Source organism: Bacillus cereus (genome assembly GCF_002564555.1).
Classification (GTDB): domain Bacteria; phylum Bacillota; class Bacilli; order Bacillales; family Bacillaceae_G; genus Bacillus_A; species Bacillus_A cereus_K.
Map to the genome: position 1 here is coordinate 60,633 of NZ_NUVD01000017.1, position 15,059 is coordinate 75,691.

Below are 15,059 nucleotides of genomic sequence, written 5' to 3' on the forward strand. Positions count from 1 at the left end.
CTGTGGTTCAAAAACAGGTTAAAGTTTCATTAAAAAACGGCTTACAAGCACGTCCGGCTGCGTTGTTTGTACAAGAGGCAAATCGCTTTCATGCGGATATCTTCATCGAGAAAGATGGAAAGACAGTAAATGCAAAGAGCATAATGGGGATTATGAGCTTAGCAATTGGAACTGGTAGCATGATAACAATTACAACAGAAGGTTCAGATGCAGAAGAGGCTTTAGAAGCATTAGCTGCATATGTACAATAAAATGGCTATCGCATATGTGCGATAGCTTTTTTATTTTGCTGTTTGTGGGTAATTTGGTTAGTGGGGGCAATCGGTGGGGTATGTGGATGGAGGTACATAATCATAAAAAAGCGCCCTGTTATAGGGCGCTTCTGCTTTTAAATGTATCCAGCTCCAGCGGCTAGCTCTTCGTGTCTAAGAACCTTCCGCATAAGAAGGCAAAAAGCGCCTTTTATGCGAAAGAACCTTAGCCAGTCAGAGCTGAACGAGCCGCTTCTGCTTTTAAGTATTAACGATTTGTAAAGATTTTATCGATTAAACCGTATTCTAGAGCTTTTTCAGCTGTCATGAAGTTATCGCGGTCTGTGTCGCGTTGTAAAACTTCAATTGGTTGACCTGTGCGGTCAGCTAGAATTTGGTTTAATTTTTCACGTAAGAATAAGATACGTTTTGCAGCGATTTCGATTTCAGTCGCTTGACCCTGTGCCCCACCAAGTGGTTGGTGAATCATTACTTCACTGTTAGGAAGTGCATAACGTTTTCCTTTTTCACCTGCTGCAAGTAAGAATGCACCCATAGATGCAGCCATACCGATACAGATTGTTGATACTTGTGGTTTAATAAACTGCATTGTATCATAGATTGCCATACCCGCTGTGATAGAACCACCAGGGCTGTTGATGTAGATGTGAATATCTTTTTCTGGATCTTGAGATTCCAAGAATAAAAGCTGGGAAACGATTGAGTTAGCTACGTTGTCATCAATTGCACTACCAAGCATAATGATGCGGTCTTTTAATAGTCGAGAGTAAATATCGTAAGCGCGTTCTCCACGATTTGTTTGTTCAATTACTGTAGGAATTAAATTCATCTGTTATTTCCTCCTTCTAAAGCTTTCTTAGTCTTATAATACAATTATGGTCAATAAAGGTCAAACGAAACCACTTTAAATCAAAAAAATATGTAGTTGTATCATGAATTATTCGCTATATTTTTGAAATTCCCTGCTTATGTATCTTCAACATCTTAACCGAATTACATAAATTTAAACGTCATAAAAGCTTTAGAAAAAAAGAAAAGAACGCCTTGTGGCTGAAGCGTCCTTTCGAGATCTATTCTTTTAAAAGATAGGTTACTTTATTTAAAATATTTTCGATTTGTTTCGCGTTTTTACTATACATTTCGCTTGCCGATTTCGACTTTGTTTCTAAAGAAAATAGCTCAAGATCAGCGTGACATTTTTTTAAAGATGCAAATAATAAAGGCTTGTTTTGAGGAGAAGGCATTTGGAGTTTATCGTTGTAAATGTCGATAGTAAGTTGTCCGTATGAATCAACTTGACCGAGAAAGACATTTTCGATGACAACGCCAAGTTTTTCTAATTCTGCATGTAACCAAGCACGGTTATGTCCACTAGAGGAAAGAGGTTCATCTAATACATTTCCATCCATAATAACAGTTTGTGGTTCTTTTTCATTCGGTACTTTTAAACCGATGTCTTTTGCTGTGAGTGGTTGGCGATCTTTCTTCAGTAATACATTTAACTCTCCGCTCGGTTCTAATACTGCAAATTCAACATCAGCTACGCTGAACGCATCTTTTCCTCGGAGTAGTTCAAGTAATTCGTCACTTGTATATTTTTCTTTCTTTAAGTTATCTTCGAGTATTTTTCCATCTTTTATTAATACGGTAGATTTCCCTTCAAAGAAGTCCCGAGCTGTTTTGTTCTTTAAGGAGAGGATTCCTGTGAAAAAAGGTACCACAGCGAAAATGAGTATCGCAAAGACGCCGTGGAAAAATTTTGAATCGAGCCCTGTAGATACTTGGGCAGCGATGTCACCGATTGTCATTCCGGCTATGTATTCAAAAAAGGAGAGCTGAGAGATTTGTCTTTTCCCTAACCATTTCGTAATAGCGAATAAAATGATTAATATGAATACAGAGCGAAGAATAACGAGTGTCCATTCGGGCAGGTGAGACATAGTCATTTCCTCCAGTCTACTTAAAACCCTTTATATTGAGGTTCTTCACGTTCTAATACTGAAACTCTATCTTTTAAATCAGCGATGACGCTGTCCATTTCTAGCATACATTCATGAAATACGCGTTTTGATTCTTCATCTGCTGAATTTAACGAAAGGGAGCTTAAGCTTGCTTGAGCTCCCCTTAGACTAGCGAGGCATGTTTTTACACTAGCGATTACAGTCATATAAAAACCCCTTATCCTTTTGGTTTAAATAGTAATGCTCCGATGAAGCCGAAAATGATAGCTGCTGATACACCAGCGCTCGTTACTTTAAACATACCGGTAATTACGCCAACGATTCCGTGTTTTGCAGCTTCTTCCATCGCGCCATGAACGAGGGCATTACCGAAACTCGTAATAGGTACAGTTGCACCGGCGCCTGCAAAGTCGATTAATGGTTCATAAAGGTTGAAGCCGTCTAGTATAGCACCGACAACAACGAGTGTTGCCATTGTATGAGCAGGAGTAAGTTTACCGACATCAAACATAAGTTGACCAATTACACATATGAGTCCACCAATGACAAAAGCCCAGAAAAAAATCATTGCGTTGCACCTCCAAATTCAATCGAAACGGCATGAGCAATACACGGAATCGTTTCTTCTTGTTGGAATGTAATCGGAGATAGTAAAGCGCCTGTCGCAACGACAAGTATTCTTTTGAATTCTCCTCTTTTCATTCGGTTTAATAAGTGACCGTACACGACAGTTGCGGAACATCCAGGGCCACTAGCACCAGCTATGACAGGCTGTCCTTCTCTATAAATAATAATCCCGCAATCTTGAAACTGTTCGCTCGTTACTTTTGTTCCATGTTTATGTAGTAAATCGTAAGCAATTTCACGACCAACATGTCCAAGGTCTCCTGTTACGATTAAGTCGTAATAAGAGGCATCGATTTGGCGCTCACGCAAATGGGCTTCAATTGTATCGACGGCAGCTGGGGCCATCGCACCTCCCATGTTAAAAGGATCTGTTAGTCCCATGTCAATAACCCGACCGATTGTTGCCGATGTTACTTGTGGACCATATCCAGTTTCACTTAAAATAGCTGCGCCTGCACCGGTCACTGTCCACTGTGCAGTAGGAGGCTTTTGACCACCATATTCAGTTGGATAGCGGAATTGTTTTTCCACAGCAGCGTTATGACTTGATGCACCGGTTAATAAATATTTTGCACCTTTTGCATTTACAATACTTGCACCGAGCGCTAAACCTTCCATAGAAGTAGAGCAAGCTCCGAATAATCCGAGATAAGGTGTTCCGAGTGTACGACATGCAAAGCTCGTTGGAGTTATTTGATTAATTAAATCTCCTGCGAGTACGAATTGAATATCGTCTTTACGGAGCTGTGCCTTTTCGGTAGCGCGGCTACAAGCTTCTTCAAATAAAATTTTATGTGCCTTTTCATAAGAATCTTGTCCGAGCCATAAATCTTCATGGAGGATGTCGAAGTCTTCGGGGATATTGCCATTTGCTTCAAATGGTCCACCGACCACCCCGGTTGAGATAATGACTGGTTTGTTTTCGAATACCCATGTTCGGTGTCCTTGTAACATTTATAGCCCTCCCCATTGAAAGAGAATCGTTTTAATAAGTGCGATGACGAAAGCGGAAAATACACCAAACAAAATAACAGATCCGGCTAATTTAAACATATTTCCACCAACACCAAGGACAAATCCTTCCGTTCGGTGTTCGATACACGCAGCAATAACTGAGTTCCCAAACCCAGTAACAGGTACAGCTGTACCTGCGCCAGCGAATTGTCCAAGGCGATCGTATACACCGAATCCAGTCAGTAACATTGAGATGAAAATAAGAGTTGCGACTGTTGGATTTCCTGCTGAGCGCTCAGTAAAATCAAAATATGTGATGTAAAACGTAGAAATCAGCTGTCCGATAAAGCAAATAAACCCGCCGACGAAAAAAGCTTTTATACAATTTTTTAAGACGGGGCGCTTTGGTTCGCGTTCTTGCGCGAATTTTTTATATTCTTGTTGTACAGGGGTTAAATTTTTATCTTTACTAGACATTTCAATCCTTCCTTTTCTATTTGAAAGCTTTAAGTGTTAGATTCCATTTCTGATCCGATAAGTTTTAATTGTTTCTGGATTTCATCTTTATTTACTTCTTTTTTCTTGATTTTGTTCTCAAGTTTCTCGAGTAGCATGAAGATTTTTTTATCTGTACTAACACGAACATCGAAAGTGGGATATTCATCACTTAGTTGCTTTTGAAGTTTCTTGCGCAAAGGTTTTAGACCAAATCTTTCATGATGCTCAGGCTTAACTGCTATGTAGAGGTCTAAATTGGAATTCACTGCTGCGCTTTTTATAATTTCATCCATGGCGAGAGCTTTTTTCTTTGCTCCTTGCGATATAGATTGATTAAAGGATTCTGTGCTCATCTTTGTTAATTTAGGGCCTTTTTCTTTCTCGGTTCGCTTTGCTTCTTCTTTCTTTACTTTCTTATCTAATGGGCTATGATCACAGCCGGTAAAAGAGCTAAATAGAAGTACAAATAACGCGGTTATCAGTCCGATTTGTCGCATAATCATCATTCCATTTCTATTGCATTATGTAATGTGAGAGAAAAAGGATGACTGCATATCATCCTTTTTCTGTTTCACAGCATAACTGGTTTGTTATTGCTGTGTGTATTGTGGTTCTTCTTGTTGGACTTCTTCAACGCGCGGGTTTAAAGAATCGATAATTGTTTGAGTTTGCTGCGCAGCTGTTTCGAAAAGTTGCTTTGCTTGTTGGTTATCCGTATCAAGAGCGAATCCCTCTAAGCTAGCTTGTGCACTTTTTAATCCAGAAACAGTTTGCTTTAGTTTTGTAATTACAGTCATTGAATGAAGCCCCCTTTGGAATATCAATTCAAAGGTTATAATTTGTGAATTGGGGTGAATTTATGATTGGAAAATTTAGGGGAATGATATGTTTTTATATACTCCTAGTTAAGGGGCATAAGGGATTAAGGGGATATTTTTATTGATTTAGATGGATTTTATTGCTATTATTATGAGAAGAAAATGAAGTATATTTTATAATCATGCGCCCATAGCTCAGTCGGATAGAGCGGTGGTTTCCGGTACCACGTCTGTCGGGGGTTCGAATCCCTCTGGGCGCGTCAAAAAGTCCTAACTTACGTTTTGTAGGTTAGGACTTTTTTTATTTCCCTCTTGTTATATCTAGTAATAAGATTTACTATTAGTACTTGATAATAATTTTTGTACCTTATTATTTTCTTTCAATATTATTCAAATTTCGGTTGTAAGTTGTAAATCTCATTAATACATATAAATTAATAATATTTTGGAATGGGTGTCTGTGATAGCATTCTCCTTTTACCAAACTTATTGTACAATAGAAACAAGGGGGAGATTAGTTTGAAGGCAAGTCTTTTACAAGAACAAAGCTTACGTTTGGCAATGACACAAGAGTTAAGGCAAGCGATTACAATGCTCCAGTATAATGTACAAGAATTATCGGAGTTTTTGTATGAGCAATCGTTAGAGAATCCCCTTATTGAGTTAGGTGGTTTTGAGAGGGAGAAGAAAAAGAGCTCTAACACAAGTAAAAGTACCGGCAAACAAGTCGAGAATCAGATGGAGATCTACAGTGTGGATTCAACAACGATTCAGCAACATTTATTAAATCAAATACAGTATTATAAAATAGATGAAGAAGAGCGAAAGGCAGCTTCTTTCATTATTATGAACATGGATGGAAATGGGTATTTACAAGAAACGAATGAAGAGCTAGCAGAGCTTCTTTCTGCGCCAATTGATGTAGTGGACCGTTCTGTAGAACTTGTCCAATCACTCGAGCCAGCGGGGGTAGGAGCACGTAATATTCAGGAATGTCTTATTTTACAATTGAAGCGCTTACAAAGACGGGATGGTTTAGCAGAAGAAGTTGTAGAGGAACACTTTGCTTATTTCGTGAAGAAAGATTGGCGAAAGCTCGTTCAAGTGCTGAAGTGTAGTAATGAGGAATTACAGCAGGCGGTAAATTGTATTACGTCATTACAACCAAAACCAGGTCTTGCATTTTCTTCCGATAAACCACTTTATATCGTGCCTGATATGGCTGTGAAAAAAGATGGGGATCATCTCGTTTTACAGATGAATGAGAGAAATATGCCGAGAATTGAAATTCATTCAGAGTATAGTGCGCTTCTAAATAATAGTGAAAGTGAAGTTGCTTCTTACGTATCCGAGAAGTATCAGCATGTACAATGGATTATGCGCAGTTTGAAACAAAGAAAACAAACACTCTTACAAGTAATGGGCATTATAATGGAAAAACAACGTGATTTCTTCTGGCAAGGTCCAGCGTATTTAAAACCGCTTGCGTTAAAAGAGGTAGCGGAAGAGTTAAGTGTGCATGAATCTACAATTAGTCGTGCAACGCGAAATAAATATGTGCAAACACCACATGGTTTATTTGAGATGAAATCGTTCTTTAGCAATGCTATTTCGACGACAGAAGATGAGGCCGTTTCAACGAAGCGGGTGAAACAGTTTATTCAAACGCTTGTGGAGGCGGAGAATAAGAAAAAGCCACTTTCAGATCAAAAGATTTCAAAATTATTAGAAGAAGAGCACGAAATCGTTATTTCTCGAAGAACAGTTGCGAAATATAGAGAACAAATGCATATTCCAGCTTCGTCTCTAAGAAAAACAATTGGATAGGTGAAGAAGATGAAAGTTGTACTATATACAAAAAAAGATTGTGGTCTTTGCGAAAAGGCGAAACAAGTTTTAAAGGAAGTACAATGTGAATATTCTTTTCAAATTGAGGAAATAGATATATATGAAGATAATGACCTTTTAGAAAAATATCACTTAATGATTCCGGTTGTAGAAATAGGCGGAAAACAGGTGGAATATGGGAACATTCACAAAGGCGTCATAATAAACTATATAAAGAATTCAGTTAATAGTTGAATAAGTTTCTATCTCCTGTTACAATAATACACGTAGCAGGGATTATTTTTTTAACCTATGTGGGACACAAAATGTCACTGCGGGACATAAAGTGACCACAAAGAAAAATGAACCAATGTAGTGAGGAGAAAAGATATGCGCTCATGGATTCAGAACACAAAAAAATTATTACCTGATCTGCTACCTGTTATGCAAACGAGAATGCAAGTACTTCAGCACATTAGGCTTATGCAGCCGATTGGAAGAAGAAACTTATCAGCAAGTCTCGGTATGACAGAACGAGTATTGCGAAGTGAAATTCAAGTTTTGAAAGAACAAAACTTAGTTCACGTCGCTTCTTCTGGAATGACTTTGACAGAAGAAGGAACAGCTTTAGTTCTTGCTTTGGAAGACTTTATGAAAGAAATTTCCGGGTTAAAGGTTTTAGAGAAACAACTTAAGGAAACATTAGACTTGGATGAAGTTTTCGTTGTCCCTGGTGATAGTGATGAATCACCTTGGGTCAAACTGGAGATGGGCCGTGCTTGTGTGACTTGTATAAAAGACCGTCTGACAGCGAATAATATCGTTGCTGTGGCTGGAGGAACTACGCTAGCTGCTGTTGCGGACATGATGCAGCTTGATTGCAAAGATTTACATATGCTATTTGTCCCAGCTCGTGGTGGAATTGGAGAAGGTGTTGAATTAGAAGCCAATACCATTTGTGCCAAGATGGCGCAAAATACGATGAGTAATTATCGCTTATTGTATGTTCCGGACCATGTTAGTAGCGAAGCATATGCGTCTATTGTTACAGAGCCTTCCGTGAAAGAAGTTCTTGAGTTGATTCGATCTTCCAATATCGTCATTCATGGAATAGGTGATGCGTTAACAATGGCACGTCGCAGAAATACTTCAGAAGCAGATTGGTTAAAGATTCAGGCAGGCGAAGCAGTTGGCGAAGCTTTCGGTTACTACTTTAATGAACAAGGCAATGTTGTTCATAAAGTAAGAACAGTTGGTATGCAACTAGAAGATTTACAAAATGTATCTCATGTTGTTGCAGTCGCTGGAGGTTCTTCAAAGGCAAAGGCAATACAGGCTGTAATTAAGCAAGGGCACACTTCAATTCTAATTACAGATGAAGGTGCAGCAAAACAATTAACAAAGGGTATTACCCTTTAATATAATCCCCCAAGGAGGAAATTCAAATGACTAAAATTGGTATTAATGGATTTGGACGTATCGGACGTAACGTATTCCGCGCAGCTCTTAACAACTCTGAGGTAGAAGTAGTAGCAATCAACGACTTAACAGATGCTAAAACATTAGCTCACCTTTTAAAATATGACACAGTTCACGGAACTTTAAATGCAGAAGTATCTGCTAACGAAAACAGCATCATTGTTAACGGTAAAGAAATTAAAGTTATCGCTGAGCGTGACCCAGCTCAATTACCATGGAGCGACTACGGAGTAGAAGTAGTAGTAGAATCTACTGGCCGTTTCACTAAAAAATCAGACGCTGAGAAACACTTAGGTGGATCAGTTAAGAAAGTTATCATCTCAGCTCCAGCTTCTGACGAAGATATCACTGTAGTTATGGGTGTTAACCACGAACAATACGATGCAGCTAACCACAATGTAGTATCTAACGCTTCTTGTACTACAAACTGTCTAGCTCCATTCGCTAAAGTATTAAACGAAAAATTCGGCGTAAAACGCGGAATGATGACAACAATTCACTCTTACACTAACGACCAACAAATCTTAGACTTACCACACAAAGATTTACGTCGTGCTCGTGCAGCGGCTGAAAACATGATCCCAACATCTACTGGTGCTGCTAAAGCTGTAGCATTAGTATTACCAGAACTTAAAGGTAAATTAAACGGTGGCGCTGTACGTGTTCCAACTGCTAACGTTTCTCTTGTTGATTTAGTTGTTGAACTTGACAAAGAAGTAACAGTTGAAGAAGTAAACGCAGCATTCAAAGCAGCAGCTGAAGGCGAATTAAAAGGTATCCTTGGATACAGCGAAGAGCCATTAGTATCTATCGACTATAACGGATGTACAGCTTCTTCTACAATCGATGCATTATCTACAATGGTAATGGAAGGTAACATGGTTAAAGTACTTTCTTGGTACGATAACGAAACTGGTTACTCTAACCGCGTAGTAGACTTAGCAGCATACATGACTTCTAAAGGTCTTTAATTCTTAATTATATAAGTAATCAATGACAAAACGAGGGAGAGGGTTTGTTCCCTCTCTCTCTTCTTTAATTTTAGAAGCAAATGTGTTAAGCTTTTGAATGGGTTTTGTCAATCCTAACTAGTAGTCGGAGGGAAATCCAATGAACAAAAAATCAATTCGTGATGTAGATTTAAAAGGTAAGCGTGTATTTTGCCGCGTTGATTTCAACGTACCTATGAAAGAAGGCAAAATTACAGATGAAACTCGTATCCGTGCAGCTCTTCCTACAATTCAATATTTAGTAGAGCAAGGTGCGAAAGTTATTTTAGCAAGCCACTTAGGCCGTCCAAAAGGTCAAGCAGTAGAAGAATTACGTCTTACTCCAGTAGCAGCACGTTTAGGCGAGCTTCTTGGTAAAGATGTTAAGAAAGCGGACGAAGCATTCGGACCAGTTGCACAAGAAATGGTTGCAGCAATGAACGAAGGCGACGTATTAGTTCTTGAAAACGTACGTTTCTATGCGGGCGAAGAAAAGAACGATGCAGAACTTGCGAAAGAATTTGCAGCTCTTGCTGATATCTTCGTAAACGATGCATTCGGTGCAGCTCACCGTGCTCATGCTTCTACAGCAGGAATCGCAGACTACCTACCAGCAGTATCTGGTTTACTAATGGAAAAAGAGTTAGATGTACTTGGTAAAGCACTTTCTAACCCAGAACGTCCATTCACAGCTATCATCGGTGGTGCGAAAGTAAAAGATAAAATCGGTGTAATTCGTCATCTATTAGACAAAGTAGATAACTTAATCATCGGTGGCGGACTTGCTTACACATTCGTTAAAGCTTTAGGTCATGAAATTGGTCAATCTTTATGTGAAGATGACAAGATTGAACTAGCTAAAGAATTTATGCAACTTGCAAAAGAAAAAGGCGTAAACTTCTACATGCCAGTTGATGTTGTAATCACTGAGGAATTCTCTGAAACTGCAACGACTCAAATCGTTGGTATCGACTCTATTCCTTCTACATGGGAAGGCGTGGACATCGGTCCTAAAACACGTGAAATTTATGCAGATGTAATTAAAAACTCTAAGCTTGTTGTATGGAATGGACCAATGGGTGTATTCGAAATGACTCCATTCGCAGAAGGTACAAAAGCAGTAGGACAAGCATTAGCAGATGCAGAAGATACATACTCTGTTATCGGCGGTGGTGACTCTGCAGCAGCTGTTGAAAAATTCGGTATGGCTGATAAAATGAGCCACATTTCTACTGGCGGCGGTGCGTCATTAGAATTCATGGAAGGTAAAGAACTTCCAGGTGTAGTTTGTCTTAACGACAAATAAGTAGCAGCCAAAGAAAAAGGACGGTGCAAAGCATGCGTAAACCAATTATCGCAGGTAACTGGAAAATGAATAAAACTCTATCTGAAGCAGTTAGCTTCGTAGAGGAAGTTAAAGGTCAAATCCCAGCAGCTTCAGCTGTTGATGCAGTAGTTTGCTCTCCAGCTCTATTCTTAGAGCGCCTTGTAGCAGCAACTGAAGGAACTGACTTACAAGTAGGTGCACAAAACATGCACTTCGAAAAAAATGGTGCATTCACTGGCGAAATTAGCCCAGTAGCACTTAGCGACTTAAAAGTAGGCTACGTAGTACTTGGCCACTCTGAGCGTCGTGAAATGTTTGCTGAAACAGACGAGTCAGTAAACAAAAAGACTCTTGCAGCATTTGAGCATGGTTTAACACCAATCGTATGTTGTGGTGAGACTTTAGAAGAGCGCGAAAGCGGAAAAACATTTGATCTAGTAGCAGGTCAAGTGACAAAAGCACTTGCAGGTTTAACAGAAGAGCAAGTTAAAGCAACTGTTATCGCTTATGAGCCAATCTGGGCTATCGGTACAGGTAAATCTTCTTCTTCTGCAGATGCAAACGAAGTATGTGCGCACATCCGTAAAGTTGTTGCAGAAGCTGTTTCTCCAGAAGCTGCAGAAGCTGTTCGTATTCAATACGGCGGTAGCGTAAAACCAGAAAACATTAAAGAGTATATGGCACAATCTGACATCGACGGCGCTTTAGTTGGCGGTGCTAGCTTAGAGCCTGCTTCGTTCTTAGGTCTTCTGGGGGCGGTAAAATGAGAAAGCCAACAGCTTTAATCATTCTTGATGGTTTCGGACTACGTGAAGAAACTCACGGGAATGCTGTAGCACAAGCTAAGAAACCTAATTTTGATGGTTACTGGAACAAATTCCCTCACACAACGCTTACAGCTTGTGGTGAGGAAGTGGGTCTTCCAGCAGGTCAAATGGGTAACTCTGAGGTTGGTCACTTAAATATCGGTGCAGGCCGCATAGTATATCAAAGCTTAACACGCGTAAACGTTGCAATTCGTGAAGGTGAGTTCGATCAGAACGAAACTTTCCAAAATGCAATTAAAAGCGTAAAAGAAAAAGGTACTGCTCTTCATTTATTCGGTTTACTTTCTGACGGTGGTGTGCACAGTCACATGAACCATATGTTTGCTCTTCTTCGCTTAGCAGCAAAAGAAGGTGTGGAGAAAGTTTATATCCATGCATTCTTAGATGGCCGCGATGTTGGACCACAAACAGCAAAAGGTTATATCGATGCAACAAATGAAGTAATTAAAGAAACAGGAGTAGGACAATTCGCGACTATCTCTGGTCGTTATTACTCCATGGACCGTGACAAGCGTTGGGATCGCGTAGAAAAATGTTACCGTGCTATGGTGAATGGTGAAGGCCCTACTTATAAATCAGCAGAAGAGTGTGTAGAAGACTCTTATGCAAATGGTATCTACGATGAATTCGTATTGCCGTCTGTAATTGTTAACGAAGATGACACGCCAGTTGCAACAATCAATAATGATGATGCAGTTATCTTCTATAACTTCCGTCCAGACCGTGCAATTCAAATTGCTCGTGTATTTACAAACGAAGACTTCCGTGAGTTCGATCGTGGTGAAAAAGTACCTCACATTCCTGAATTCGTTTGTATGACACATTTCAGTGAAACTGTAGATGGTTACGTGGCATTCAAGCCAATGAACCTTGATAACACTTTAGGTGAAGTTGTTGCGCAAGCGGGATTAAAGCAACTTCGCATCGCGGAAACTGAAAAGTATCCGCACGTTACATTCTTCTTTAGCGGTGGTCGTGAGGCTGAATTCCCAGGAGAAGAGCGTATTTTAATTAACTCACCGAAGGTTGCAACTTACGACTTGAAACCTGAAATGAGCATTTACGAAGTAACGGACGCTTTAGTAAATGAAATCGAAAATGATAAACATGATGTTATCATTCTTAACTTTGCGAACTGTGATATGGTTGGCCATTCTGGGATGATGGAACCAACAATTAAAGCAGTAGAAGCAACTGACGAATGTTTAGGAAAAGTTGTAGAAGCGATTCTTGCAAAAGATGGTGTAGCACTTATTACTGCTGACCATGGTAATGCTGATCAGGAGTTAACTACTGATGGCGAGCCGATGACAGCTCATACAACTAACCCGGTTCCTTTCATCGTTACAAAAAATGATGTAGAGCTTCGTGAAGGTGGTATTTTGGGAGATATCGCTCCAACAATGCTTACACTTTTAAATGTGGAACAACCGAAAGAAATGACAGGTAAAACAATTATTAAATAATTTGCTTATATAAAAAGGAGAGAATTTATTATGTCAACAATTATTGATGTTTATGCTCGCGAAGTCCTTGACTCTCGTGGTAATCCAACTGTAGAAGTAGAAGTTTACACAGAAAGCGGCGCATTCGGACGCGCTATCGTACCAAGTGGTGCATCTACTGGTGAGCACGAAGCAGTAGAATTACGTGACGGTGACAAATCTCGTTACCTTGGTAAAGGTGTTGTTAACGCAGTAAACAACGTTAACGAAATTATTGCTCCAGAAATCGCTGGTTTCGATGTAACTGACCAAGCTGGTATCGACCGTGCTATGATCGAATTAGACGGCACTCCAAACAAAGGTAAACTAGGTGCTAACGCTATCCTTGGTGTATCTATGGCAGTAGCTCACGCAGCAGCTGACTTCGTAGGTCTTCCATTATACCGTTACCTTGGTGGATTCAATGCAAAACAATTACCAACTCCAATGATGAACATCATCAACGGTGGTTCTCACGCTGATAACAACGTAGACTTCCAAGAGTTCATGATCTTACCAGTTGGTGCTCCAACATTCAAAGAATCAATCCGTATGGGTGCTGAAGTATTCCATGCACTTAAAGCTGTATTACATGACAAAGGTCTTAACACTGCAGTAGGTGACGAAGGTGGATTCGCTCCAAACCTTGGTTCTAACCGTGAAGCTCTAGAAGTAATCATCGAAGCTATCGAAAAAGCTGGTTACAAAGCTGGCGAGAACGTATTCTTAGGAATGGACGTTGCTTCTTCTGAGTTCTACAACAAAGAAACTGGTAAATATGACCTTGCAGGCGAAGGCCGTACTGGCTTAACTTCTGCAGAAATGGTTGATTTCTACGAAGAGCTTTGCAAAGACTTCCCAATCATCTCTATCGAAGATGGTTTAGACGAAAACGACTGGGATGGTCACAAATTATTAACTGAGCGTATCGGTGATAAAGTACAATTAGTTGGTGACGATTTATTCGTAACTAACACTCAAAAACTTGCTGAAGGTATCGAAAAAGGTATCTCTAACTCAATCTTAATTAAAGTTAACCAAATCGGTACTTTAACTGAGACTTTCGAAGCTATCGAAATGGCTAAACGTGCTGGTTACACAGCAGTTGTATCTCACCGTTCTGGTGAAACTGAAGATGCTACAATCGCTGACATCGCAGTTGCAACTAACGCTGGCCAAATCAAAACTGGTTCTATGAGCCGTACGGATCGTATTGCTAAGTACAACCAATTATTACGCATCGAAGACGAGCTAGGCGAAATCGCTGTTTACGATGGTTTAAAATCTTTCTACAACATCAAACGATAATTGTAGAAAATAACGACAGACCGTGAGAAATCACGGTCTGTTTTTTTGTTAAAATTTTTCACCTGTCATAAGCGACATAAAATGTTTAAAGAAACGGTTATAATCAAAATCAATAAATGGCTTTGGCTGCACTAAAGAGCGAAATTCTCCATTTCTCCATTTTGTAACTTTTCATTTGGGATAATTGGTCCCAATCCTTCTTTCCCGTGAATATTGGTAAAAAAAGCGGGCGTATCTCCATTAAGAGGACCTTCTGAACCACCGAATATTTTCATATCTCTATTTCTTGATTTTCGTTTAAGAAAATGAGCATTTTGTACGGCCATTTCTTTTGGAACATTGCCGTAATCAGCGACAATCCCAACGATTTCAATTTCATCGATAAAGAATGCAAGGAGGAGGGCTATCGTATCATCGATTCCAGGATCACAAAAGATGAGAACTTTTTTAGACATATGTTCACCACCTATCTTGTTATATATATGTGTGCTAGATAGAAGGCAGAATATAAACTGAGTAAAAGGATTTATTTTATTAAAATAGTAACGATTAAAATTCAGAAAATATAAACTTTACATAATAGGTCAAGGTTTTTGACGTAAAATTAGTTCGAAAACGCAGTCATATCAAGGGTGTAAGCGCATAATGTGATGCGTTTTTGCTGTCAAGTTGATAAATTGCAGCTTTT

The 15,059-nt window shown here is 39.4% G+C and carries 17 protein-coding genes, 1 tRNA gene and 1 pseudogene; 10 read left to right on the top strand and 9 right to left on the bottom strand.

What is annotated here, in order from left to right; genetic code table 11:
• Positions 1 to 2 precede the first annotated feature (2 nt).
• Entirely contained in the window at positions 3 to 251 is a 249-nt protein-coding gene (locus COI75_RS09210; RefSeq protein ID WP_000250298.1) for an HPr family phosphocarrier protein, read from the top strand.
• Positions 252 to 519: 268 nt separating this feature from the next.
• Here the strand turns inward: COI75_RS09210 and clpP are convergent, their stop codons facing one another.
• The 8 genes from clpP to COI75_RS09250 all read right to left on the bottom strand — a co-directional run bounded on the left by clpP (position 520) and on the right by COI75_RS09250 (position 5,109).
• The gene (gene clpP / locus COI75_RS09215) at positions 520 to 1,101 is read right to left on the bottom strand and encodes an ATP-dependent Clp endopeptidase proteolytic subunit ClpP (protein WP_001049161.1); all 582 of its coding nucleotides are present in this window, start codon (positions 1,099 to 1,101) and stop codon (positions 520 to 522) included.
• A 241-nt stretch (positions 1,102 to 1,342) separates the two neighbouring features.
• Positions 1,343 to 2,212, bottom strand: a complete 870-nt coding sequence (locus tag COI75_RS09220) for a DUF421 domain-containing protein (RefSeq protein ID WP_000018903.1) — start codon at positions 2,210 to 2,212, stop codon at positions 1,343 to 1,345.
• Positions 2,213 to 2,232: 20 nt separating this feature from the next.
• Positions 2,233 to 2,439: a DUF1657 domain-containing protein gene (locus COI75_RS09225; RefSeq protein WP_000215892.1), complete on the bottom strand. Its 207-nt coding sequence runs from the start codon at positions 2,437 to 2,439 to the stop codon at positions 2,233 to 2,235.
• An 11-nt stretch (positions 2,440 to 2,450) separates the two neighbouring features.
• Positions 2,451 to 2,801, bottom strand: coding sequence for a stage V sporulation protein AE (gene spoVAE, locus COI75_RS09230; RefSeq protein WP_000575922.1), 351 nt, complete (start codon positions 2,799 to 2,801; stop codon positions 2,451 to 2,453).
• The gene (spoVAD, locus tag COI75_RS09235; RefSeq protein ID WP_098448331.1) at positions 2,798 to 3,814 is read right to left on the bottom strand and encodes a stage V sporulation protein AD; all 1,017 of its coding nucleotides are present in this window, start codon (positions 3,812 to 3,814) and stop codon (positions 2,798 to 2,800) included. Before spoVAD ends, spoVAE begins: the two co-directional genes overlap by 4 nt.
• Positions 3,815 to 4,291, bottom strand: a complete 477-nt coding sequence (gene spoVAC / locus COI75_RS09240) for a stage V sporulation protein AC (RefSeq protein ID WP_000095398.1) — start codon at positions 4,289 to 4,291, stop codon at positions 3,815 to 3,817.
• 29 nt (positions 4,292 to 4,320) lie between these two features.
• Positions 4,321 to 4,809 carry a YhcN/YlaJ family sporulation lipoprotein gene (locus COI75_RS09245; RefSeq protein ID WP_001248901.1) on the bottom strand — a complete coding sequence of 163 codons (489 nt, stop codon included), beginning with the start codon at positions 4,807 to 4,809 and terminating at the stop codon, positions 4,321 to 4,323.
• A 93-nt stretch (positions 4,810 to 4,902) separates the two neighbouring features.
• A complete protein-coding gene (locus tag COI75_RS09250) occupies positions 4,903 to 5,109 on the bottom strand; it encodes a DUF1657 domain-containing protein (RefSeq protein WP_000216159.1) in 207 nt (68 codons plus the stop codon).
• 205 nt (positions 5,110 to 5,314) lie between these two features.
• Here COI75_RS09250 and COI75_RS09255 point away from each other — a divergent pair.
• The 9 genes from COI75_RS09255 (at position 5,315) to eno (ending at position 14,371) form a co-directional block, all read left to right on the top strand.
• Positions 5,315 to 5,390: transfer RNA gene (locus tag COI75_RS09255), tRNA-Arg, on the top strand.
• Between the two features lie 259 nt (positions 5,391 to 5,649).
• Positions 5,650 to 6,957: an RNA polymerase factor sigma-54 gene (gene rpoN, locus COI75_RS09260; protein WP_000647975.1), complete on the top strand. Its 1,308-nt coding sequence runs from the start codon at positions 5,650 to 5,652 to the stop codon at positions 6,955 to 6,957.
• Between the two features lie 9 nt (positions 6,958 to 6,966).
• Positions 6,967 to 7,212 carry a glutaredoxin family protein gene (locus COI75_RS09265; RefSeq protein WP_000869724.1) on the top strand — a complete coding sequence of 82 codons (246 nt, stop codon included), beginning with the start codon at positions 6,967 to 6,969 and terminating at the stop codon, positions 7,210 to 7,212.
• Between the two features lie 135 nt (positions 7,213 to 7,347).
• Positions 7,348 to 8,376: a gapA transcriptional regulator CggR gene (gene cggR, locus COI75_RS09270; protein WP_001258191.1), complete on the top strand. Its 1,029-nt coding sequence runs from the start codon at positions 7,348 to 7,350 to the stop codon at positions 8,374 to 8,376.
• A gap of 26 nt (positions 8,377 to 8,402) precedes the next feature.
• Positions 8,403 to 9,407 (top strand): type I glyceraldehyde-3-phosphate dehydrogenase, encoded by a 1,005-nt coding sequence (gene gap, locus COI75_RS09275; protein ID WP_000161232.1) that lies wholly within the window; start codon positions 8,403 to 8,405, stop codon positions 9,405 to 9,407.
• 139 nt (positions 9,408 to 9,546) lie between these two features.
• Positions 9,547 to 10,731 (top strand): phosphoglycerate kinase, encoded by a 1,185-nt coding sequence (locus tag COI75_RS09280; RefSeq protein WP_001036335.1) that lies wholly within the window; start codon positions 9,547 to 9,549, stop codon positions 10,729 to 10,731.
• A 32-nt stretch (positions 10,732 to 10,763) separates the two neighbouring features.
• A complete protein-coding gene (gene tpiA, locus COI75_RS09285) occupies positions 10,764 to 11,519 on the top strand; it encodes a triose-phosphate isomerase (protein WP_001231042.1) in 756 nt (251 codons plus the stop codon).
• Positions 11,516 to 13,045, top strand: coding sequence for a 2,3-bisphosphoglycerate-independent phosphoglycerate mutase (gene gpmI / locus COI75_RS09290; RefSeq protein WP_001231140.1), 1,530 nt, complete (start codon positions 11,516 to 11,518; stop codon positions 13,043 to 13,045). Before tpiA ends, gpmI begins: the two co-directional genes overlap by 4 nt.
• 30 nt (positions 13,046 to 13,075) lie before the next feature.
• Entirely contained in the window at positions 13,076 to 14,371 is a 1,296-nt protein-coding gene (gene eno, locus COI75_RS09295) for a phosphopyruvate hydratase (protein ID WP_000103952.1), read from the top strand.
• A 140-nt stretch (positions 14,372 to 14,511) separates the two neighbouring features.
• Here eno and COI75_RS09300 read toward each other — a convergent pair.
• A pseudogene (locus COI75_RS09300) lies at positions 14,512 to 14,826 on the bottom strand (nucleoside hydrolase); the annotation flags it as partial.
• Between the last annotated feature and the right edge of the window lie 233 nt (positions 14,827 to 15,059).